This window comes from Mesorhizobium sp. M0910 (genome assembly GCF_040319465.1).
Lineage (GTDB): Bacteria > Pseudomonadota > Alphaproteobacteria > Rhizobiales > Rhizobiaceae > Mesorhizobium.
The window spans coordinates 1-23,425 of record NZ_JAMYNZ010000033.1 but is presented as its reverse complement, the minus strand read 5'-3'; the positions used below and the strand labels follow the sequence as shown (position 1 = coordinate 23,425).

Annotated in this window: 14 protein-coding genes and 8 pseudogenes; 11 read left to right on the top strand and 11 right to left on the bottom strand. The window is 60.2% G+C overall.

What is annotated here, in order from left to right; translation table 11 throughout:
- From NKH78_RS32190 to NKH78_RS32180, 3 genes and pseudogenes are all read right to left on the bottom strand, one after another.
- Window positions 1-244: hypothetical protein (locus tag NKH78_RS32190; protein ID WP_352885173.1), on the bottom strand; the 244-nt coding region annotated here is incomplete at its 3' end.
- A 175-nt stretch (window positions 245-419) separates the two neighbouring features.
- On the bottom strand, window positions 420-1,595 hold the full coding sequence (locus NKH78_RS32185) for a M24 family metallopeptidase (RefSeq protein ID WP_352885171.1): 1,176 nt from the start codon (window positions 1,593-1,595) through the stop codon (window positions 420-422).
- A gap of 1,252 nt (window positions 1,596-2,847) precedes the next feature.
- Window positions 2,848-3,109, bottom strand: a pseudogene (locus NKH78_RS32180) (helix-turn-helix domain-containing protein); the annotation flags it as partial.
- Window positions 3,110-3,346: 237 nt separating this feature from the next.
- Here NKH78_RS32180 and NKH78_RS32175 point away from each other — a divergent pair.
- Window positions 3,347-3,469 carry a hypothetical protein gene (locus tag NKH78_RS32175; RefSeq protein ID WP_352885175.1) on the top strand — a complete coding sequence of 41 codons (123 nt, stop codon included), beginning with the start codon at window positions 3,347-3,349 and terminating at the stop codon, window positions 3,467-3,469.
- Window positions 3,470-3,530: 61 nt separating this feature from the next.
- Here the strand turns inward: NKH78_RS32175 and NKH78_RS32170 are convergent.
- The 6 genes and pseudogenes from NKH78_RS32170 to NKH78_RS32145 all read right to left on the bottom strand — a co-directional run.
- Window positions 3,531-3,707: pseudogene (locus tag NKH78_RS32170) on the bottom strand (transposase); the annotation flags it as partial.
- Between the two features lie 112 nt (window positions 3,708-3,819).
- Window positions 3,820-4,608, bottom strand: coding sequence for a putative hydro-lyase (locus NKH78_RS32165; protein ID WP_352885169.1), 789 nt, complete (start codon window positions 4,606-4,608; stop codon window positions 3,820-3,822).
- Between the two features lie 614 nt (window positions 4,609-5,222).
- Window positions 5,223-5,864 carry a transposase gene (locus tag NKH78_RS32160; protein ID WP_352885167.1) on the bottom strand — a complete coding sequence of 214 codons (642 nt, stop codon included), beginning with the start codon at window positions 5,862-5,864 and terminating at the stop codon, window positions 5,223-5,225.
- Between the two features lie 195 nt (window positions 5,865-6,059).
- Complete coding sequence (locus NKH78_RS32155) at window positions 6,060-6,215, bottom strand: hypothetical protein (protein WP_352885165.1); 156 nt, start codon at window positions 6,213-6,215, stop codon at window positions 6,060-6,062.
- Between the two features lie 151 nt (window positions 6,216-6,366).
- Window positions 6,367-6,540, bottom strand: a pseudogene (locus NKH78_RS32150) (Ros/MucR family transcriptional regulator); the annotation flags it as partial.
- 272 nt (window positions 6,541-6,812) lie between these two features.
- Window positions 6,813-7,709 (bottom strand): LysR family transcriptional regulator, encoded by an 897-nt coding sequence (locus NKH78_RS32145; protein WP_352885163.1) that lies wholly within the window; start codon window positions 7,707-7,709, stop codon window positions 6,813-6,815.
- Between the two features lie 159 nt (window positions 7,710-7,868).
- Between NKH78_RS32145 and NKH78_RS32140 the strand changes: the two genes are divergently transcribed.
- The 6 genes and pseudogenes from NKH78_RS32140 to NKH78_RS32115 form a co-directional block, all read left to right on the top strand.
- Entirely contained in the window at window positions 7,869-9,890 is a 2,022-nt protein-coding gene (locus tag NKH78_RS32140; RefSeq protein ID WP_352885161.1) for a hydantoinase/oxoprolinase family protein, read from the top strand.
- Window positions 9,891-9,895: 5 nt separating this feature from the next.
- Entirely contained in the window at window positions 9,896-11,587 is a 1,692-nt protein-coding gene (locus NKH78_RS32135) for a hydantoinase B/oxoprolinase family protein (protein WP_352885159.1), read from the top strand.
- 4 nt (window positions 11,588-11,591) lie between these two features.
- Complete coding sequence (locus NKH78_RS32130; protein WP_352885156.1) at window positions 11,592-12,851, top strand: NAD(P)/FAD-dependent oxidoreductase; 1,260 nt, start codon at window positions 11,592-11,594, stop codon at window positions 12,849-12,851.
- Window positions 12,852-13,612: 761 nt separating this feature from the next.
- Entirely contained in the window at window positions 13,613-15,661 is a 2,049-nt protein-coding gene (locus tag NKH78_RS32125; protein WP_352885154.1) for a hydantoinase/oxoprolinase family protein, read from the top strand.
- A gap of 6 nt (window positions 15,662-15,667) precedes the next feature.
- Complete coding sequence (locus NKH78_RS32120; protein ID WP_352885153.1) at window positions 15,668-17,413, top strand: hydantoinase B/oxoprolinase family protein; 1,746 nt, start codon at window positions 15,668-15,670, stop codon at window positions 17,411-17,413.
- 138 nt (window positions 17,414-17,551) lie between these two features.
- Window positions 17,552-18,105, top strand: a pseudogene (locus NKH78_RS32115) (transposase); the annotation flags it as partial.
- Window position 18,106: 1 nt separating this feature from the next.
- Here NKH78_RS32115 and NKH78_RS32110 read toward each other — a convergent pair.
- A pseudogene (locus tag NKH78_RS32110) lies at window positions 18,107-18,247 on the bottom strand (IS110 family transposase); the annotation flags it as partial.
- Window positions 18,248-18,609: 362 nt separating this feature from the next.
- On the opposite strand from NKH78_RS32110, the pseudogene NKH78_RS32105 reads away from it, so the two are divergent.
- Together NKH78_RS32105 and NKH78_RS32100 are read left to right on the top strand one after the other, a co-directional pair.
- Window positions 18,610-19,631: pseudogene (locus tag NKH78_RS32105) on the top strand (IS110 family RNA-guided transposase).
- A gap of 401 nt (window positions 19,632-20,032) precedes the next feature.
- A pseudogene (locus tag NKH78_RS32100) lies at window positions 20,033-21,232 on the top strand (IS256 family transposase).
- Window positions 21,233-21,292: 60 nt separating this feature from the next.
- Here the strand turns inward: NKH78_RS32100 and NKH78_RS32775 are convergent.
- Window positions 21,293-21,696: pseudogene (locus tag NKH78_RS32775) on the bottom strand (transposase); the annotation flags it as partial.
- A gap of 58 nt (window positions 21,697-21,754) precedes the next feature.
- On the opposite strand from NKH78_RS32775, the gene istA reads away from it, so the two are divergent.
- Both istA and NKH78_RS32085 read left to right on the top strand, forming a co-directional pair.
- Window positions 21,755-23,044 (top strand): IS21 family transposase, encoded by a 1,290-nt coding sequence (istA, locus tag NKH78_RS32090; RefSeq protein WP_352885151.1) that lies wholly within the window; start codon window positions 21,755-21,757, stop codon window positions 23,042-23,044.
- Window positions 23,044-23,425 (top strand): ATP-binding protein (locus NKH78_RS32085; RefSeq protein WP_352885149.1); only part of this gene is annotated, 382 nt, incomplete at its 3' end. The genes istA and NKH78_RS32085, both read left to right, overlap by 1 nt.

Below are 23,425 nucleotides of genomic sequence, written 5' to 3'. Positions count from 1 at the left end.
CCACGACGAAACCGGAGAAATGCGGCAACGACCGAAACCGCGCGACATCTGGTCGATCCGCGATAGTCCAGTCAATATCTTTCCTGAACGGCAGCACGCGCGGGGAACGCAGTGACGTGACATAACGGGCCACAGTATGCAGGTTCTGAAAACCTTGCCGGCGCTGGTTCGATAGTTTCCAGTGCGGCTTGTTATCGACGTGCGAGACGACCAGGTCCGGGTTGAGTATGGAGACAATCGTCATATTGCAGGTATCCTGGTTGGGTTCTTGACCGTGGATTTGATAATCTGTGTCGGATCATCACTCCTCCATTTGGTCTGCGAAGCGAGCCCCTTTACAGGGGGCTCGTCAGGGAGTTCGCAAACTATACGAGCCACGAAGCTGGCAGATCGGAGTTGTCGTTCCTCCGGTACTTACTTCATGCGGGACGCTCGAAAAGGATGCGGGGAACGTTGCTCATCACTTCCCCCCCAGCCTCGGTGACGCGAACAGTGTCGCTCAACATGTAATTTTCGCCGGGCTCGTAGAAGCCAAGGTGGACGAGGAAGCTCATGTTGGCCAGGATCTCGGTGTCGTTATTGGTCCCGAGGCTCGGGCCGTCCATCCAGTCGAGGCCAACAGAGTAGCCTATGCGCGAGTCCTTCTTGAGGCCATACGGCCGGACAGCCGCTTGAAACGCACGCGCGACATCGGCACAGGTCGCGCCCGGGCGCAACGCGTCGACAGCGGCACCGAATCCCGCTAGTACAGCCTCATGATGGTTCTTCCGGCGCGGTGTGGCGGGGCCGAGATGAGCGGTCCTCGTCATTGGTGCGCAGTACCGGTGCCGGCGAGCGCCAAACTCGAGATAATACTGTTCGCCGGCGGCAAATATGTCATCACTAAAACACTGGTGTGGCGCGATGGAAGACTTGCCACCGCGGATGAACGGCGGATAAGGCGGCGGCCCGCCGGGAATGCCTTCGGTACCAGTGCAAAGCGCTGACATGATCGCCGCGGCTGCTTCGCAATGCTGCGTACCGACAGAGATCTTGTCGATGCCAGCGATCATCGCCCGCCCCGCTATGGCGGAAGCCTCTTTCATATACACAAGCTCGCGCTCGGATTTGACTAGCTTGCATGCCCCTACCAGGTCACTAGCGTCAATCGGTTCCTGACCTCCCAATGAGGCGACAAGCTTTGGATAGCTGAACACGCCCAGCCCAGACACTTCGACGCCGATGCGTGCAGATGCCCTCACCTTGCTCTTGACGAACTGGGCGATGAATTCCCACGCACTGGCCTTACCTGTGCCGCCTACGTAGCTTTCCGCATATGCGACAACCCGGTCCTGGGGAAGCCAGCATCCGGCTTCGGCCGTAGCGTCAGCATCCATCTTGCGCAGGATGAAATAGGGATCATCGTCCAACGTCACAAGCACAGCCTGTGGCTGGCCACCCGACAAGGACTCATAGCCTAGAAGGTAGCACTGATTGGCCTGCGAGATGACCATCAGCGCGTCCATACCAGCATCGGACATCAATGCTCGTACCTTATTAAGCCGAGCGCGATACTCCGATGTCTCGAACGCCTGAAAAATGTTCTTGTCGTTCATACAGAACCTCCTCTCCAAATTTCGTTATTCATCACGTTTCTCCAAGGCTCCTCCGACGGAACCGGCTTTGGAAGGTCGTCTCACGTATGCTGGACTTTGTCGCCTTACTGTCGACATATTGTCGCGACTGTCAAGTGCTTTCTGGAGGAAATTAGCAAAATTGGGCCGATCACTGATTGGTTGTGCGGTCAGGGACGGGTGTCGGAGCCGATCCATAGGCGACTCGGTGGCCGTGGTCCTCACCGTCCTCAAGATGGGATAACCCAGGTGGAAGGCCCGACATATCCACAGGGTCACGTCTCGCGCCCTCACGGCAATTGCAGAGGGGGTCTTGCCGCCTGGCATCCGACCGCTATTTTGTTCCCGTCTTGACGACGGCATGCGCCACCCGCGCCATCTTGGCGGCGGGTGCTGTCAGGGCTTGCGACCGCGATCGGCGTCGCCGACGACCGCAACTCGGGTTCGCAGGAGCCGCCAATCGCCTGATATCGACGCCCCATGGGCCGCGCTGGCGTGATGACTGAACTCGCCGGATTTGCCGGTGCCGCGTGATCATTTCGGGCATCGATTGCGCGTGAGCGCGGCAACTATCGTCGATAGGGCTTTGGGGATCTCGTGGCTTTTATTGTACAGGGCTCGGTCGCGATGAGCCCGGCATCGCAGACCGGCACGCGCTAGCCAATCTCTTTGATCAAGCCGGCCTGCGGGTCACCGGTACGGCTGGCTCCAACGACGCTCCGCCCCCGATACCGCTGAGGGCCGTGACGATCTTCAGTTCTGAAGTGAGGGCTTCGAAAGCATTTTCGTCCTGAACAGGGTTCCGGCCGCGGATCGAGGACGAGCTTCGCGACGTTACTTGAGCAGGTCGAAAGCGTCGCCCCAGCAGTCGGACACCATGTTTTGCCAAGCTGGTCGACGCCGATTTGATGGATGCCATGTGTCCAACCGAGCCCGGAAATCCTCGGCAATATGCCGGGCTTGTCAGCTACCTTGGTCGTTCCGATGATCGAGCTCGAACTCGCTGTCGATGATCGAGCGCGCGATCCGCTTATCGCCTTCCGCAAACTGGCCGCGCGCATACATGGCGCCGCGCGCTGTTCCCCGTTCCACAAAGGCGAACGGTCGACCCGGCCAGGAGGGACGACCGTGATGCCTTCATCCGGCCCGCGTTGTCGTAGCCAACTCACATCGTATAGGACAGCCCGCTCGGACCGGCTATCTCGGGATGGCGGACGTCGCGCAGGAAGTCGGTGACGGCCGTGTAGCCGCCGCCATAGCCGAGGTCTTTCAGTTCCCGGAAAAGCCGGCTGCCGGTGAGTCTGGGATATCGGGTGACGCGTTCGCGAAGATACGCCGTGAAGGGATCGATCGCCGCCTGACTTGCGCGGTCCGTAAGCCGGAGCCTCGAGCCCGCGCTCAATGTATTTGCGCACCGTGTTGCGGTCGATCCCGCTCTCGCTGGCGATCGCCGACACCGACAGGCCCTGCCGATGCAAATCTAGTATCATCATCATCTCCCGATCTTGATCACCAAAATCCCTCTCCCGACCATCAGGAGAAGCAGCCACCGATGGCGTTGATAGAGCTGTTTATCCTCTTCCGACCATCGCTCGCGACGTCTGCCAGCTCTCAGCAATGCCGGATAGCCATTCCCCACAAGAACCGCCTTGTTGTGTCGCGCCCGGAAGGCCATGCCAGTTCTTTGCTTCGCCATGGTAGCCTTCCGAGCGGTTCGGCGGGGCCTAACCAACATGACGATCCAGGCCTACCTCACGGCCGCGGCGGTGAACCTCAAACGGCTGGCGGCCTTTGTTGGCCCATTTGCTCGGATTGGTGCTGCTGGCGCTCCTTTGGTGCCGATCGAGGAATCCTGAGACAGAATTCCCGCAGCTCTCACAGCAAGGGCCTGGTTATCTCGCACATGCATGGACAAGCCGACTTTCTCAACAGCCCCACGCGGCAGCGCTGCCATGTCGCCGACAGCACCTTGGTGACGGCGGCCTTGAGGCCTTCGCGCGCATCGGAGACGACGAGCTTGACGCCGCGCAGGCCGCGACGTGTCAGCTTGCGCAGGAACTCCGTCCAGATCGACTCGGCCTCCGAGGTGCCAATCTCCCGCAGCAGATCGGCATCCGGGGTCTTCTCCACGAGCCTGCGCAGGTTCATCATGTCGTCAGCGCCCATTACTCGAGCCCCAACGGCTATCAATGTGTATCGGTGAAGGTTAGATTGAAAGCTTGGCGTTCGACATATCTGTCACAAGCATGTGCCCAGGGGCATGGGTTATGCTGATTTCCGGCTTGGCACGTACAATGGCCGCCTGGGGAGTTACTCCGCAGGCCCAGAAAACGGGGACTTCCCCAGGTCGGATAGTCACAGCATCACCATAATCTGGATTGGCGATGTTCGCTATGCCGATAGCGTCCGGTTCGCCCACATGGATCGGAGCGCCGTGAACCGAAGGGAATCGCCCGGTGATTTGCACTGCCTTGATCGCATCTTCGGGAAGCATGGGTCGCATTGATACTACGACCGGGCCGGAGAACACACCGGATGGCGCGGTGTCAATTGACGAGCGGAACATTGGCACGTTGCGGCCCTCTTCGATGTGTCGAACCGGCACGCCGGCCGCCAGCAGAGCTTCTTCAAAAGAAAAGGAGCAGCCGATTGCGAACGTCACGAAGTCTTCACGCCAGATGTCGATGACGGCCTGCGGCTCTTCAACCAGCACACCCTTCTTCCAAACGCGGTAGCGCGGCACATCCGTGCGGATGTCGAGATCGTCCCCAAGACTATCGATCGATGATGCGCCCGGTTCTGAGACTCCGAGCAGAGGACACGGCTTTGGATTCCGGTGACAGAACAGCAAGAAATCATAGGCAAGCTCACGTGGCAAAATTGCAAGATTAGCCTGCACGAAGCCTGAAGCAAGGTTAGCGGTCGGACCGGCTAGTGCGCCCGAACGCGCCATAAGCCGAATTTGTCGTGCTGATGAGGTAGAGGTGAAGATCATGGTCCGTCCTATTAGTGCGACCTGTAGGTTTCTTCTGGACTAGGAGATTGCCTTTTTCATGGGCTCCTCTCTATCTCTGGAGGATACACGGGCGACGGAGAAAGGCGAAAGGCGAAAGATCGAGACTTGGCCCACATTTGAAAAGAAGATCACCGACGATTTCCCGGTTGTTGGACCTTGGGTCAGCCCGAGACCCAGTCACAAACTCGTCCGCCAGGTAATCCGTGGCGAGCGGACCGATATCTTCCGCATTCGGCAGAGTTCACTCTAAGCCTGGCTCCCGCACCCGGGTCACTTCTCAGCGGAAATCACACGCATCCGGCAGATCGCTTCTCTATTCGGCTGGTAAAGGTCAAGCGCTTTCGAACTTTTCCGCTTCTCCGGCTTCTGGTGTCTTTCGCAGGGCCTTGCTTCTCTCCGGGATCGGTCTTTTGGCCCTCCCACCATGGGGTTAGAATGATGAAGTAGAACAATCTTGCATGCGTTCTGAGCGTCACTTTACGATCGAACAAAGCGATCTTCGAACTTACTTAACCATCGTCCTGCGACGGACACTTATCCGCCGGTTGCGGATTCCGTTATCTCCTTTTATGCCGCGCCGTTATCGATTGAGATCAGCTGGCGGCCGGCAAATCATCCCGCCTCCAGCAAAATTCGGTGCCGTCACTCATCATGCGATGCATGATGACCGCCAGCCTGCGGGCGAGCGCGACAATGGCCTTTCGCATGCCGCGCCGTTTGGCGATGTTCATCGCCCAAGCCTTCAGCCATGACCATTTTCTCACATTGATCATCAAGGTCTGGGCGGCTTCGTAAAGTAGCGTTCGCATCATCGCGTCACCGCACAGCGATATACATCCGACGCGCTTGCTTTCTCCGACTCGTTGAGCTTCGGCGTCGGCCCCAGTGTCGGTCCAACAGCCTTCGAGTTCTTGAACCGCTGCGGAATGTCGATGGGTGCTCGTGAACGCCAGCGATACGACGGGACCGATACCGGGGATCGTCATCAGAAGCCGGCACATCTCATCGTTGCGCGACATGTCCAGAACCTTATTGTGCAACCGGGAGAATTCCTCACGCAACTTACGCCTCGCTGTCAGCAGCGGATCCATGACTTCCTGAAGATCCGCCATGTCATCGATCAACTCGCGAATCCGCTCCTCGAATTTGACAACTCCAACGTTCCCGACCTTCAGCCCAAAATTGCGCAACAGTCCGCGAATATCGTTTTCAATGGCGATCGCTTTTCCCTGCACAGCTTGCGCGCCATCAGCAGGGCCCGTCGTTTCTGGCTCGTAAGCGTTTTCACATGCACAGGGCGGGACAGGTTGACCCGCATCCTCTGCGCGATGCAACGTGCATTATTGCGATCGGTCTTGTTCGGCTTCAGGAAGGCTTTTACATGCCGCGTTTCGAGGCAAATCACCGGCGCGCCGGCCCTGGCGAGGGCCTCAGGCCAACCCGCTCAAAGCCGGATCTCGCAACACCGCGATCAGGTCATCGGGGTGGCTGGGAACCTTCACCTCCCGGCAAATCTTGCCCGTTTCATCGACAATGCAGATGGCGGTCTCTTTCACGGAGACATCCAGGCCCGTATAATGCTTCATGCTGCGCTTCCTGTCCGATGCTTGTGGCTGTTGCAAAACATGACCACGTTTACCATCGCTCGAAGCGCAGCACCTGCTCCTGCTATCCACCGCCGTCTTAGGGTGAGGCTCAAGCCGGATACCCCATCTTGCGTGACGAGCAAAACGCCGCTCATAGTGGTGTCACCCACTTCTTGATCGGCACCGCAGGCTTGAGTGGCTCAGGGCTCTCCTGCGGAATCCTGCCGGGCGTGCGTTTGAGTGCTGCATGCACTTGGTCGATCAGAACAGGGAGCTCCTCACCCACCGGGACCAGATTGTTCGAGACAGCTGAGACGAAATCGGCAGTGACCTGATGGAAGGTCGGCCTGAGTAAGAGGTGTTACTATCGGCAATCGCCTCGCCCCAAGGCTCAACTGACGACAAGTCCACGAGGTGTATCGCACCGATTGAGGCCGGCTGAAGCTCGACGAAGTGAGTCCATCTCGCTGCCAGATGCGACAATATACAAACGGCATCTTGTTCTTTCTCGCGGAAGGGCGCTCTCCGGAACATTGCAGTCAAGGCCAATTCAGTTTTGCGAAGCCAAGTAGCTGAGGAGCCTTCGTCGGCAGGCTCTCAGAGGCGGCGCGCTACAGAACGGATGCATTCGGCCAATGTGCGAACCGCCCCTTCATTGGGAGTGGATCTGTGCATCAGGAGCTTCGGGATATTCTCGATCTGCGGGCGGATCGGCCGCGCGGCCAAACCGGGGTAGCGCGCGGCGAACGGCTTGAAAACATCGATCAGACCTACTCCCTGCCCGGCCTGGATCATCTCAAGAATCATCTGCGTGTTGCTCAGGATCAGGGACGGACGCAGGTCGAGTTTAGCGCTTTCGAACAGCTGCCGGAATGACAAGCCGGTGGGCGAATTCTCCGAAAAGGTCACGATCGGTTCGTCCACCAGGTCATCCGGTCCGATCTCTTTCAGAGCGTTCAGACGGTGGTCGCGCCGAAACGCGCAGACGCAGAACCAGCCGCCGATGTCCTCGATATTGAGCTGCGAATGGTGCAGTGGGCCGTAGGCGAGGCCGATATCGACCTGCCGGTTCGCTACACTGCGGACAATGTCCTGCGGCGTGAGGACCTGGAGCGAAAGCGATATCTCGGGATGGATTTCATGAAACGCGATGCTCGCCGGCGCGGCGATCGCCGAGATCAGCGTATAGTTTCCCGACACGGTGACGCTGCTCGCGCTGCCACGCCCGATCACCTCGGCGCTGCGCTGTAGGCGATTTAGTTCGCTCAACACCCGCTCGATATGAGGCATTAGAGCGATGGCCTCGGCGGTTGGGCTAAGCCGTCGCCCGGTGCGGCGAAACAGTCGGTAGCCCAGTTCAGACTCGGTCGCTGCAACGAGCTTGCTCACAGCAGGTTGACTGATATGCAGGCTTTCGGCCGCCGTCGAGGCGCTCCCGCCGCGAATAATGGCATGCAAAACTCTGATCTGGCGCAAGTTAAGGCGGACGACCATTCGGGCAACCCTTTGAAAATCATTGGTGCCTTCGCGACTCTTAACCTGTGCTTAAGTCGGATTGCAAACTCGCCATTTGATCGCAAACGGGAGCAGCCTCAGACTTACCCTAGTGGAAGTTCTGACTGACTGAGAAAGGCACCCTAGATGGGAATTTTGATGAGTGTGGATACCGGCGGTACCCACACGGATATCGTGGCTATAGACAATGAGAGGCAGGCGCTCTTCACCCACAAGGTTCCGACGACGCCAGGGAAGCTTTCATCGGGGATTTTGGATGGGGTTAAAGCGGTGCTGGCACAGGCGGAGCGCCGTTTGGAGGATGTGGAGCGGTTTGTCTACGGCACCACTTTGGTCACCAATATCATCATCCAACGCGATGCCGTGCCCGTCGGTCTCATCACCACCGAGAACTTCCGCGACATTCTTGCCATGGGCCGGGCCTACAGGAACGAGAACATCTACGATCTGCGCTGGCGTCCTGCCCCACCCTTGGTACCGCGCTGGCTGCGGTTGGGTGTGAAAGAGCGTATCGACAGCGCGGGACAGATCATTACGCCGCTCGACGAGGACAGCGTGCGCGAGAGCCTCAAAAAGATCATTGCGGCGGGGGTGGATACCGTCGCGATCAGCCTGCTCAACTCCTACGTCAACCCTGTGCATGAAGAGCGAATCGCCGAGATCGCCCGGCGCGAATTTCCCGGTCTGCGGCTTTCGGTTTCGTCTGAGATCATGCGCGAGTTCCGCGAATACGAGCGCACCTCGACGACGGTGGCGAACGCTTTCGTGATGAAGCCGATCGACGATCATCTCGACCATCTCGAGAGCGCGCTGCGGACGGCGGGGCTGCGTGCGCCTCCCCATATCATGCGGGCCAATGGCGGCATTATGAGTTTTCGGGCCGCTAAACAGTGTCCCGTTGCTCTGACACATTCCGGGCCGATGGGAGGGATCATTGGATCGGCTGTCATCGCGCGCACGGCAGAACTTTCAAATATCATCACGTTCGATATGGGTGGTACCAGTTCGGACGTGTCCCTTATTTCCAACGGCAAGCCCAGTCTCACGACGAAAAGCGCGGTGGCAGGGATGCCGGTAAAACTCCCGACCCTGGATCTGGTCACCGTCGGTGCAGGCGGCGGCTCGATTGCGTGGATCGATTCTGGGGGCGGGCTCAAGGTCGGGCCGAAAAGCGCTGGAGCCAATCCTGGACCGGCTTGCTATGGTCGGGGCGGGACAGATGCGACGGTGACTGACGCCAACCTGGTTCTCGGCCGTCTCAATCCGGACTGGTTCCTAGCCGGGGCCGGCAAGCTCGATGTGGACTTGGCACATCAAGCAGTCGGGCGGATTGCCCAGCAATTGAGGCTTGGGCTGACCGAAACCGCAATGGGCATCCTGTCGATCAGCGAATCCCACATGGTCAATGCAATCAAACTCGCTTCGGTCAAGCAGGGGGTGGACCCACGCGGCATGACGCTGGTCGGCTTTGGCGGCGCTGGACCCCTGCACATGCTGGGGCTTGCGAAAGAACTAGGCATCCGCCGTGCCATCGCGCCCTGCGCGCCGGGGAACATGTCGGCCCTGGGAATGCTAAGCGCCGATCTAACCCATGATTTCGTGCTGAGCATCGTCAAGAATCTGGATGCGCTCACATCGGGCGAATTGCGCGGCCGCCTCTCCGAATTGCTCGAAACCGGTGCGAAATGGCTCGAGGAAGAGGCGTGCCACGATACGGAGCCAATCCTGCTTGCCTCAATCGACCTGCGCTACAAGGGCCAAAGCCACGAATTGAATTTGCCGCTGACGGATTTCGACGATCTCGGCGAACTGGTCGATGCCTTCAATGTCGAGCATAAGCGAATCTATGGTTACAACATGACCAAGGATCCGGTGCAGGTAACGAATGTGCGGGTCTCTGCTGTGGGTCGATTGTCCGCCAGCGGTTGGACTCGGCTTGCGGACCCCGCGCTCGCCGGGCCGCAGGGCAAGCGCGAAATCTGGTTTGACGCAAGCGGTCCGCAGACGGCCACCGTGTGGCGTGCGGACGGACTGCGTGAGGCTGACCGAATAGAAGGCCCCGCCGTCATCGAGTTCTCCGGGTCCACTTTGATCTCTCCGCCGGGTTGGGTGACGCGCTGCGACAAATTCGGGCATCTGCATATTGAGACTCAGGACTGAAAACCATGATTTCTGTTGATCCCATCACTCTCGAAATCCTGCAAAACAAGCTGTTGACAAATGTTAGGCAGATCACCCACCGACTGGTGCGCGCGGGCCATTCCTTCATGATCAAGGAGATGGAGGACTGCTCCGCCTCATTGTTCGACTCTGATTGCCGGCTGCTAGCGGAGTCAGCGAACATACCGATTCACCTAAACTGCGTCGGTATCTGCCTGCGTTCGATCCTCGAATGCCACCTGCCGCGCGAGTGCTGGCGGCCCGGGGATGTGGTGATGACCAATGATCCCTATCTGGGCGGAGGCTCGCTCGGCAGCGCCCATACCAATGATATCGTGATGTACGCACCGGTCTTCTTGGGTGGACATCTGGTCGGCTTTGCTGGGCTGATGGCACATCACATGGATATCGGCGCGATGACCATGGGCACTCGCGGCTGGAATATCGAAATCCAGCAGGAAGGTCTACTAATGCCGCCGATAAAGTTGGTCGACGCTGGGCAGACCAATTCGGCGGTGCTACAGATGGTCCTGCGAAATACCCGCGTTCCCGATGCCCTGGAAAACGATCTCCTGGCTCAGCTGTCGAGTCTCGTAGCGGGTACCGAAGAACTCGCCCGCATTTTCGAGGCCTATGGCACGAGCACCATGACGAGCGCCATCGAGCAGCTTATCCAACATGCAGAGACGCGCTCACGCCATGAGATCGCGTCGATTCCCGACGGGGTTTATCATGGCGAGGTGCCGATCCTCGACGACGGCTATGCCGAGGGGCCGCATTGGCTGCGCGTCGCGATCCGCAAGGCCGGCGACGAGATCGAGTTCGATTTCACCGGTACCGATCCACAGATCCGCGGACCGGTGAATGCTCCCCTCTCCACTACCATGTCGGCGATCTATTATGTGATGCGCTGTCTGACGGATCCGTCGCTGCCGAATTCAGAGGGATGCAAGCGGCCGATCCGGGTGATCGCGCCCGAGGGTTCGCTGGTCAACGCGCGTGCGCCAGCCGCCGTTTATCAGCGCATGGTCACCTGTCATTCGCTGGTGGATCTGGTGATGGGGGCGCTTGCCGATGCCGTGCCGGAGCGCGTCATCGCCGATTCGTGCGGCTGCCAATACAACTACACCTCGACCTACGACGCGGCGGCGCGCCGCTGGGTCAGCTTCGGCGAGGTTACTGCGGGCGGGCTGGGTGCGACCCGAGATTGGGACGGGATCGATGTGATGGCCTGTCATGTCACCAATTGCGCCATGCCGCCGATTGAGGCCACCGAAATCGAGGCGCCTGTGCGCTTCCTGCGACGCGAATATCAGCAGGACTCCGGCGGTGCCGGCTATCGGCGCGGCGGCATGGGACAGGCGGTCGCCTATCAGATTCTTGCTGCCGATGCCGAGTTCACCCACACCTCGCAGAAGTCGCGCGTCGCGCCGCGCGGTTTCGGCGGTGGAATGAACGGGGCCTGCGGGCGTTGGGTGATCAACGAAGGCCTGCCTGGCGAGCGTACACTCGAATATGCGATGGGCAACATCGAATATCTCAAGCACGGTGATACGGTGACCTTCCACACCACCGCAGGTGGCGGCTTCGGCGACCCGCGGCTGCGTGAACGCGATCTGATCATGCAGGATCTGCTCGACGGGTTGATCTCGGAGGCAGCGGCGCGCGACATATACCGGCTTTCCCTGGAGGGCTGAGCTCATGCAAGAGATGTCGTCGACGCCTGCGGACGTCGTGGTGATCGGTGCTGGCATCGTTGGTGTGATGACCGCGCTTGAGCTGCAGCAGAGCGGAAGGAGCGTGCTGCTCATCGATCGGGACGGCCCGGCTTCGGGCTGTTCCTTCGGCAACGGAGGGGGGATAGGGCCCAATACCTGCATCCCCTTTGCATTGCCCGGGATACTGCGCCAGATCCCGAAATGGTATCTCGACCCAGACGGGCCGGTAATCGTCAATCCAGGCTGGGTGCTGCGGTCGTTCCCTTGGATATGGCGCTGGCTCCTCTCAAGCCGGGAAAGCGACGCGCGCCGCTCAGCCAAGGCGATGCAGTACCTATACGAAGGGTGCTTGGACAGCTACCGCAGCGTGCTGGGCTCCGTGCTTTCTGCCGATCTTCTTCGGGAGCAAGGCTATCTCTATGTCTACGAATCCGAGACGCCGGGCCGTGGCGAGATCTTTGCGATGGCGCTACGGCGGGAGCTGGGGATACCCTTCCGGCAGATCGGCTCTGCGGAACTGAGGGAGATGGAGCCCGCGCTGAGTCCGGTCTTCCGCCGTGCGACGCTACTGCCCGGCAATGGCCATACGACCAATCCCAAGCGTCTGGTCGACGCACTGTTCGAGAGGTTTCGTACGGCGGGCGGCCGGTTCAGCCGCGCCGAGGTGACCGGGTTCGCGACCGAAAACGGTGAGCTCTGTGGTCTCACGACACCGGAGGGAGCGGTGCCATTGCGGCAAGTTGTGCTCTGCGCGGGAGTCTGGTCGGGCGGACTCGCCGGGAAACTAGGGGTGCGTGTGCCGCTGGTGGCCGAGCGGGGCTATCACGTCACCTATAGGGACAGCCCGATCCGGCTGAACCACAAGATCATGAATGGTAGCCGGGGCTTCGGCGCGACCTCGATGGAGACAGGATTGCAAATTACCGGCACTGTCGAGTTGGCCGATATAGCCATGCCGCCGAACTGGGACCGAACGGAGGCACTAACCCGAATGGCAGAGAAGATGTTCGTAGCCCCGCTCGAAGGTGAACGCAGCCGTTGGATGGGAGGGCGTCCATCGCTGCCCGACAGCCTACCCGTGCTGGACCGATCGCCGCGCTTCGGCAATGCCTTCCTCAATTTCGGCCACAGCCACTGGGGGTTGTGTGGTGCTCCTCGCTCAGCACGGCTCGTGGCTGACATGATTCTCGGTCGTCCTTTGCCAACAGCGCTGGGCGCCTACGCATGGGTACGCTTCAAATGACGAAGGGAGAGCTCCCCAAACTTACCAAAGCAATTCGCCGCCGTCGAGAAGTGTCGGCGAAGTGCAATGCCAATTTCTTGCCGCCGGCGGATGTCCGTCTCCATACCAATTGCGTCGTTACTCACAACGCGAAATAAGAAAAAATCGTGATGCCTTGTGCGGGATTTGCCGGTCGTCGGCTGTCAAGACTCGCTGCGCTCGACTGGCGCGTGATAGGTCGAACGTGCAGGCCTGAAGCGGGTGCTGTGCGACGAAGCGGCAGCGCCAATGTGCTGCAAGACCGCGTGGCTGGTGAGTCAACCGAAACAGCGTCGATATAACTGGCCTCCGGAAAGCCCTTCCGTGAATGGGTATCGAAAATCGTGATGCCGAAAGTTTCCGAACACAGGAACGAGAAGTTGCCATGAAGATCAGGTCAACATTTACCGGGTCACGAGCGGCCGGTCGCGTCCGGTGATCGTGGAGATTGTCACCGGCTAGGCGGCCTCCGGCACGTTCTAGAGAGAAGCGGCGTCCCGCTCGAAATGACGACTGACTCACCACGATAGCGACGTCCGGTAAAAGCGTTCGATAATTGACTCCTCGACACTCGGGCATGGCGGCCACCGCTTAATGCCGTCTTTCCATATTATGAGAAATTATATTGACATATTTCATCATGTGGGAATAGGGTCCTCACGAACCTCGTCCCAACCCCGCCAAAGGGGCTGTTTCTACGGGACCGAAATCTCCAGAAGACTAAGAACAGGAGCAGTATTCCAATGGAAATCGGCGTCGACACCGGCGGCACGCATACGGACATTGTACTTCTCGACCGGGCACGAGGTCTCTTCGAAACACTAAAGGTGCCGACCACGCCTCTAGATTTGAGCGAGGGAATTCTCACCGGTGTCGACGCCATCTGCAGGCAGGCGGGGGTCCCGCAGTCAGGGGTAGCGCGCTTCGTCTACGGCACCACTCTGGTCACCAACCTGATCGTCGAACAGAAGACCGGTTCGGTTGGCTTGCTCACGACGATGGGCTTCAGAGACGTGCTGGAGATCGGCCGGGCCGTGCGCAAGCCAAACATCTATGACATCCAGTGGCGGCCCAAGTCTCCCCTGATCGCGCGGCGCAATCGAATCGGCATCAATGAACGGGTGTCGGCAAGGGGGGATATCCTCGTGCCGATCAACGGAGATGAAATCGTTGCGGCACTCACGCTACTCGTCGAACAGGGAGTGACTTCGGTTGCGGTATGCTTCCTGCACTCCTATTCCAACCCGGCTAATGAGCAGGCCGTTCGACGTATTGCCGAGGCTCAATTTCCGGCCCTTACGATCAGCCTGTCCAGCGAGGTCGTCCGCCAGTTCCGTGAATTCGAACGTTCCAGCACCATCGCAATCAACGCCTATGTGTCGGAACCGCTCGGAAAGCATCTCGACCGTCTATTCAGCGTCCTGAAATCGAATGAGATTGCGGGGGCTCCCTATATCATGGGTGGAAACGGAGGGGTCGTCAGCTTCGAGAGAGCCAAGCAGATACCGGTCTCCATCACCCATTCGGGACCAGTCGCGGGCATCCTTGGAGGGGCCACCCTGGCAAAGGCCGCGGGGTTCCCCAATGTGATCACCTTCGACATGGGCGGCACGTCCTCGGACGTATCGCTGGTCGTGAATTCCGAACCCTCGCTGACGTCACGAGGCAGCTTGGCTGGCTACCCAGTGCAACTGCCCACCATCGACTTGGTCACAATTGGCTCGGGCGGTGGCTCCAAGGCGCTCGTTGACTCGGGTGGAGGTCTCCATGTGGGGCCGGAAAGCGCTGGGTCGGTTCCCGGTCCCATGTGCTATGGGCAAGGCGGGGAATGGCCAACGATCACCGACGCCAACCTGACGACCGGACGCCTCAACAAGGAGTATTTCCTTGCCGGAAAGAGGGCGCTCTACCCGGATCTTGCAGAAAGCGGCATCACCGCCAAGGTAGCGGAGCCTCTGTCGATGAGTTTCGCAGAAGCCGCGCTGGGCATCCTCGACATTGCCGAGGCCGACATGGTGAATGCCATCAAGCTGGTGTCCGTCCAGAGGGGCCTCGATCCACGCGACTTCACACTCGTCGGATTCGGCGGCGCAGGCCCCCTACACGTGATCAGCCTGGCCGACGCGCTCGGAATGAAATCCGTACTGGTGCCTCCCGCCCCGGGCAACGTCTCCGCTGCGGGTCTGCTCTGCGCTGAATGGCGTCAAGATCTGGTCCGTACGTTCATCCGCGATCTCGATGGTGTCACTTCGTCCGAGCTTACCAAGGTATTCGAAGGACTGGAAGCGGAGGCCGCCGATCTCCTTGCCGAGGAGGACCTCGATCCGACCGCACACAGGGCGCTTCTGTCGCTTGATCTCCAGTACACGGGCCAAGGGTTCGAACTGAACATTCCGGTGTCGAAATCCGAATTCGAGGGCGACTGGAAAAACAGTCTAATGAAGCGCTTCTCCGATCTCCACAAGGAACGCTACGGGTACGCGCTTAGCGATCGTGGCGTTCAGATCGTCAACCTTCGCCTGACGGTTCTCGGTATCCGGCCGGATCTGCCTTGGCCCGAGCGGCGCCATCGTACGTCCGGAGAGTTGACCATATTCGGCCGCCGAAAGGTCCTGCACAGGCGTACCGATTTCGAGAAGCCCTGGCCAGTCTATCGTTTCCTAAACGTTCGGGCGGGCGACACACTGAACGGACCTGCGATCGTGGAATATCCGGGCTCGACACTCGTCGTGCCTCCAGACTGGAAGGTCACATACGACAAATGGGGCAACGCGATCGCGATACAGGATTGAGAGATCATGAACAAGCAAATCGAAAAAATGGGCGCCGACCCCGTCACGACGGAAATCACCCGAAACGCGCTCACCGTCATCGCAGAGCAGATCACGACGCGGATGATCCGTTCGGCAACCTCGCACATCATTCGCGAGATGGAAGACTGCTCTGCGGCGATCTTCGACGCGAGGGGCCGCCTCCTGGCCGAATCCGCGAGCGTGCCGATCCACCTGAATGCGATCAACGTCTGCCTCGACACCATTCTTCAGCACTACTTTCCGATCAGCGAGTGGAAGCCCGGCGACGTCATCATTACGAATGATCCGTATGCCGGCGGAGCCTCTCTGTCGTCGCACCATACAAACGACATCATCACCTACCGCCCGGTCTTCCTGGGTGATCGGCTCGTTTCCATCGTCGCGATCACAGTTCACCACATGGATGTCGCCGCCGCCGAAATGGGTACCAGAGGGTGGAACACTGAAATCGAGCAGGAGGGTCTCAGGGTTCCCCCGGTGAAAATTATCCGATCTTGTAAACTGGATCAGGGCATCTTCTCGATCTTCAAGGCCAATACGCGGCTTCCCGAATATTTCGAGAACGATCTAATGGCCCAACTCTCGACGCTCGAACGGGCGGAAACCGAGATCATCGGTCTATTCGAGAAATACGGCGTCGAGATGATCGAGAACTGCTTTGACAATCTGATCGCCCATTCTGAAGTACTTATGCGGGAGTACATCCGCTCGATTCCGGACGGGGAATACTCTCATGAGGAAGTCATCCTAGATGACGGCGCAAAGGGCGGGCCTTTTAAGCTTCGCCTGACGATCAGGGTCAACGGTAGCGACATCCAGTTCGACTTCACCGGAACCGACAAGCAGGTCGCCGGACCGATCAACGCGCCCCTGTCCGCAACGATGGCGGCTATCGGCTACGTGATGCGCAGCATCACCAACCCGGATCTGCCCAACACCGAGGGCACGAAGCGGCCGGTTTCGGTGGTGGCGCTGGCGGGTACGTTGGTGAACTGCCAGTGGCCAGCCGCCTGCACCCAGCGCATGGTCGTCTGCCATGTCATCGTGGATCTGGTCATGGGTGCGCTAGCCGAAGCCATCCCGGAGCGAGTGATGGCTGACTCCTGCGGCTGTCTCTACAACGGCGTCACTTGCGAGGACGAAAGCCCCGGCAAGCGCATGATCGTGCTCGAAGTTGTCCCTGGTGGCATCGGAGCCACATCCCAAAAGGATGGCGCCAACGTGCTGTCCTGCCATGTGACGAACTGCCCAATTCCGCCGATCGAGGCGACCGAATCCGATATGCCCATCCTTTTCCTGAAGCGCGAACTTTATCAGGACTCTGGGGGCGCAGGCCGCTACCGCGGCGGCCTAGGGCAGGTGCTGTCGTACAAGGTTCTGTCCGATGTCGCTGACCTGCACTACACGTCTCAGAAGTCGGTCATACATCCGCAAGGGACCGCCGGCGGCGGCTCCGGCGATGGAGGGCACTGGATGATCAACGAGGGCTCCGGTTCGACTGAACGTCGCCTTAAATACGCCATTGGCGATCTGGAACCGTTGCAGCGGGGGGATGTCGTGACCCATTACACGCCAGGCGGCGGCGGATACGGTCGTCCGCATGACAGACCGGTGGCGGAAGTGGTTGCAGATGTGCGTGAGGGGTACATCTCCATCAATCACGCCTCGGAATTCTACGGAGTCGTGATTGACCCGAAGACGCTCAAGGTGACGGAGGTGCGGCGGGCGTAATCTCTCGCGTCCGCGGCGAAGACACAGGGGCCCGACACCAGGGAGGTGCCGGGCCCGCCGGGCGAGGCGGCATGCTTAGCAAAAGGCCAACATTTCCTCAGACGAAAGCGCTTCACGGATGAGAGTGCATTTCTGCGGGGCGGGGGCGTTGCGGGACTCCTGGAGCTGTTTGCGATGCTCCAGGAAAAGGCTCGGGCACGAACTGGCGAGCGCTTCCGGATTATTGTCATTCAGGAGGCTGGACTAGACGGCTTCTGGATCCATCGGATGCTTCAGGGCGAAGCGATCGAGAGCCACGTGGTCGACGCCGCCTCGATCCTGGTGTCCCGGCGGCGCCGGCGGGCGAAGACCGATAAGAGCGATGGCGAGACCCTGGTACGGACCTTGCTGGCCTACAAGCGCGGCGAGCCGCGGGTCTGCTCCATTGTCAAGCCGCCGAAACCCCGAGGAAGAGGATCGCCGCCGAATCTGCTGGGAACGCAAGACGCTGATCGCCGAGCGGGTGGAGCACGTCACCCGGATCAAGGGGCTGCTGTTCGCCCAGGGCGTCGGTGACTATGAGCCGCTGCGTCGCGACCGACGCGCCAGGCTCGAGGATCTGCAAACAGGTGATGGTCGCCTTACCTTTCCACCTGAAGGCACAGATTGTGCGTGAGCTCGAACGGCTTGAGCTGATCCTTGAGCAGTTGCAGAATGCTTGGACATTTTCTCCCCGCCACCCGGCGACAGTGAAGTGATCAGCCAACTTGATCGAGACAGTTCCATCGAAACAAAGATCGCGCCAAGATCGATGCGGACAGCGGCCTGTTCCGGCCGATTTGCAACCTGTTGCATTGTCGTCTCCAGAATGGGTGCGTTTAGCAACGCCATTCTGCCTGACGGCAGGTCGCTATCCACCACCAGCCCATAGTACTACTGCGTCATAAATTGCGAGCCCTAACGCGGACTGTCCATTGCCCTTATGCAGCACGGACATCGTTGCAGACGGTTGGCCAGGGCCACAGTCAGGCGTCGCCTGAGGGTTGGGGTTGGGGTTGAGGTCGGGACGTGCCGCTCTGGTCGGATCGGAGGATCTGCGGGGTCGATAACCGTCGGGAAGACCAGGTGGATAGTGATGGGGTGGACGCCCCCTCGACGGCATCGATGTGCCAGAATGGTGGTGTTTGACAGCCACCGTAAGAGAGGGAGCGTCCACAATGGAAGTTAACACGATCGGGTTGGACCTAGCGAAGAATGTATTTCAGGCGCATGGAGCCGATGCGGCGGGCGCCATTGTTTTCCGCAAGCAACTGCGACGCGACAAGGTGCTTGCGTTTCTCGCTGGGCAGCCGGCCTGCTTGGTCGCCATGGAGGCCTGTTCTGGGGCGCATCACTGGGCGCGCGAGATTGGCAAGCTCGGGCACACCGTTCGTCTGATCCCGCCATCCTATGTGAAGCCTTTCGTGAAGCGGCAGAAGAACGACGCCGCCGATGCCGAGGCGATCTGCGAGGCCGCGCAGCGGCCGACCATGCGCTTTGTCACCGTGAAGAGTGAGGAGGAGCAGGCGAGTGCGGCCGTATTCCGGGCTCGTGATCTGCTGGTGCGGCAGCGCACCCAGACGATCAACGCCTTGCGCGGCCATCTCGCAGAATATGGACTGGTCGTTGCCCAGGGCCCTTCTCACACCGCCAAGCTGATGGAAAGGTAGAGGATCCTGAGGGCGATCTGCCAAAAGCAGCCCGCCTGGCCCTCACCATGCTGGTCGATACGCTGAGATCGCTGGAGGAAAGGATCAAGCAGCTCGATGCCGAGATTGCACGGCGTGCCCGAGAGGATGAAGACGTGCGGCGGTTGGCAACAATCCCCGGCGTTGGTCCGATAACGGCAACGGCTCTGGTTGCACTGGCGCCTTGCGCCGCAATCTTCCGAAAGGGGCGCGACTTCGCCGCTTGGCTGGGCCTCACGCCGCTGCAACGCTCAACCGGCGGTAAACAGAAGCTCGGTGCAACATCGAAGATGGGCGAGCGTACTTTGCGGCGCCTGCTTATCATCGGAGCGAGCGCTGTCGTGCGTCATGCTCGTCGGCGAGGCATTCGTGAAGGATCGTGGCTTGGGCGCATGCTCGCCCGCAAGCCGCCAATGCTTGTGGTCGTCGCTCTTGCCAACAAAATGGCCCGCATCGTCTGGGCGCTCATGGCAAGAGGTGGGACCTACAGGGCTCCGGCCGTGGCAGCATAGCAGCTCGGTCTGAGGTCGTCGCAGGTGTAGGAAGGTCACACGGAGAGGTATGGCGCGACAGTCGATGAGAGACGGATCGGAAAAACCAGTTCAGCACAGAGCGCTTCGAGCGCGCGGTAGTGATATGGATCCGATCGGCGAACTCCCATACGGGCCGGCGGCAAATGGAAGGCCGCATCAGAGGCCGGACAGATGTCAGCACCCGACTACGCGCCGCTATACTGCCTTTCGAAGATTCTTCTTGCGCTCACGGGGGCGTCCACAGAGCACGGGGGCGTCCACAGATGTGCTGAAGGTTCTGCAAAAAGTTTTGGAGAGAGAACGGCGCTTGCTCTGAGGGCGAGCGGCCATGGCACGGTGGTGACGTTGCGATCACCGATTCCCGTGGAAGGGGAAGTGCCATGACCAATCGAGACGTTAGACTGAGCAGAGGCGAGTTGAAAGCGTTGCTGTTGTCGGATGAGGACGGCTTTCGCCAGGCATTGCAGAGTGTCGTGCAGGAGGTTCTTGAAGCCGAGATGACGGAGGCGATCGGGGCCGAGAAAGGCGAGCGGACGGCGGGGCGGACGAGTTACCGGTCCGGCTATTACGAGCGCAAGCTGGTGACGCGGGTCGGGGTGCTGGAGCTTGGCGTTCCGCAGGATCGGGCTGGCCGGTTCTCGACGGAGTTGTTTGAGCGCTACCAGCGTTCGGAGAAGGCATTGGTGTCGGCGCTGGTCGAGATGTACGTGCAGGGCGTTTCGACCCGCAAGGTGAAGGCGGTGACGGAGGAACTGTGCGGGCATTCCTTCTCGGCCTCGACGGTGAGCGAAGCGACGATGCGGCTGGATGAGGCGCTCAAGGCGTTCTTCATGCGGCGGCTCGAGGAAAGCTATCCGTATCTCATCTTGGACGCGCGCTATGAACGGGCTCGCGAGGCGGGCGTGATCGCCAGCCAGGCGGTGCTGGTGGCGATCGGCGTGGATTGGGAGGGCCGGCGCCAGGTTCTGGGCGTGGAGCTGGCCAACCGGGAGAGCCATTCGAGCTGGCGCGAGTTCGTGACGGGGCTCAAGAATCGCGGGCTCGCCGGCGTCGAGTTCGTCGTCTCCGACGACCATCCGGGGCTCAGGGCGGCAATCCGCGAAGTGCTGCCCGAAGCGGTCTGGCAGCGCTGCTACGTGCACTTCCTCAGAAACGCGCTCGACTACGTGCCGCGCAAGGTCGACGACGATTGCCTGATGGAGCTCAGATGATTCTACGACCGGCGCGACCTTGCCGAGGTCAAACGCGACCTGGCGCAGTGGATCGCCAAATGGCAGGCCAAATACCCGAAGCTGGTCAACTGGGTGGAGGATAACATCGAGGAGACGCTGAGCTTCTATCGGCTGCCGCTAGCTCACCACAAGCACATGAAGTCGACGAACATGCTGGAGCGGCTGAACCAGGAGATCAAGCGGCGCACCCTGGTCGTTCGCATCTTCCCCAACCCGCGGAGCTGTCTGCGGCTGGTTCGGGCATTGGCGGTGGAGATCCACGAGAACTGGCTCGAGGCGACCCGCTATCTCAACATGGATCATCTGCGCGAGCACAAGAAGGAGAGCCTGAGGGCCTTGGCCGCCTGAGCACCGCCGTATGTCCGCCGCTCCGCTAAACACGGGGGCTGCGCGGCGGACACGCCGACGTCACCGCAATGCCACGCCATTTTGCAGAACTTGACGCACACAACTACCAGGTGTTTGGCGGCCCTGGGCGCGAGTTGGAGTTGAGGGGGGAATCGTGTCCCTCAGAGAGACCAAGAAGCCATAGGCGGCGATACAGAGGCTGGCGTGGTGGTGGAAGCCCCGCCACCCTCGGCCTTCGTAGTGGCCCAGTCCCAGTTCCTGCTTGAGTTCCTGATAGTCTCGCTCGATCCGCCAACGCGCTTGGCGGCGTCGACCAACTGGGTGATCGTAGCGTCGGCCGGCAAGGTGGAGAGCCAATACTTGCTCGGCTCGACCTCGCCTTCAGGCCACTCGATCAGGAGCCACTCTTCGGCGAGAGCCTCGGGCCGATTGTAGTCCCTGGATGCCGGTGTCAGGCGAAGTGAGAAACTGACCCCCTAACGAAACGAAGAACTGACCCCTCATTTTTGAGAGGATCAGTGGATGCAAGAAGAATTTCCATCGAAGCTCGCCTTGTCGACAACAATGCGGGTTGAGGAGATGCGGTCGGGGGAAGAAGTTTCAGCGATGGTTCGGCTGCATGAGGTCGGCTGGGGTGCGAAGCGCATTGCGCAAGAGTTCGGTTGCGCGCGCAATACGGTTCGCCGCTATCTGCGTGAAGGTGGTGTCGTGGCGTATCGCCAGCCTGCTCGTCGAACTGCATTCGACGGTCTGGACGATTGGCTTAGAGAGCGTTTCTTTCGTCATGATGGAAACGCGGATGTCATTCGCCAGGAATTGGCGAGCGAACATGGTATCGTGATCGGGCTTCGCTCGGTGGAGCTGAGAGTGAAGCGCTGGCGGCGGGAATTGAAGGCGCAGAAGCGCGCGACGGTTCGCTTTGAGACGGCGCCAGGTCATCAGATGCAGATCGACTTTGGCGATACGCGCGTGTGGATCGGCGGCGAGCCGTTGCGCGTTCACCTGTTCGTGGGGACGCTGGGCTATTCGCGACGGGTGCATATCCGCCCCTCTTTACGGGAGCGCCAGGCGGACTGGTTTGATGGGATGGAAGGAGCCTTCCTGCGCTTCAGCGGGGTTCCAGCGGAGGTTCTGCTGGATAATGCGAAGGCTCTGGTCGAGCACCATGACGCGGTGACGCGCGAGGTGAGGTTCAATGCCCGACTGCATGCCTTTGCCCGCTACTGGGGCTTTACGCCACGAGCTTGCGCGCCATATCGGGCCCGCACGAAGGGCAAGGACGAGCGTGGGGTCGCCTACGTCAAGAAGAACGCGATCGCCGGCCGCCGTTTCGAGAGCTGGGCGGCGTTCGAGGCGCATCTGGATCGGTGGACGCGCGAGATTGCCGACCAGCGTGAGCATGGCACGACCGGCGTCGCGCCTGCGGAACGTTTTGCCGCTGAGGCCGGTGCGCTTCGGCCGCTTGCAGGCCGGGCGCCGTTCGGACAACTACGTGATCTGGTGCGCAAGGTTCAGGCGGACTGCGCGATCGACCTCGATACGAACAGCTACTCAGTGCCCTGGCGCCTGATCGGAGAGAGCGTTCAGGTAGTGGTTCTGGCCGGTCGCGTCATCATCCGTCATGCGGGCCGGGTGGTGGCTGATCATTCCCAATGCCAAGGCCGCCGACAACGGATCGTGGACCGGGCGCATTTTGTCGGCGTGGCTGGCGCCGAGGGACCAGTGCGCGCAGCAGCCCCTATAGAGATTGCTCCTTGCGCCTTGCTGCGGCCGCTGGCGGAATACGAGGCGGTTGTCGGGGGAGGCTGGTGATGACGACAGTGGATCACGACATGCTGGTCGCGACACTCGACCGGTTGAAGCTGACGGCAATCCGCGATCAACTCGACACGCTGCTGGATGAGGCTGCACGCTCGAAGATGACCTTGCGCGAGGCTTTGGCTTTCCTTGTGTCGCGCGAGATCGCGCGGCGTGACGAGCGGCGGATATTGATGTCGAGCAAACTGGCGCAGTTCCCGTTCGTGCGCGAACTCGACGGCTTCGACTTCGACGCGCAGCCATCGCTGGATCAGGGACAGATCAGGGAGCTTGCGACCTGCCGCTGGATCGCCCACGGCGACACAGTCCTGTTCCTTGGCCCTCCGGGCACGGGCAAGACCCATCTTGCAGTGAGCCTTGGCCGCGAGGCAATCC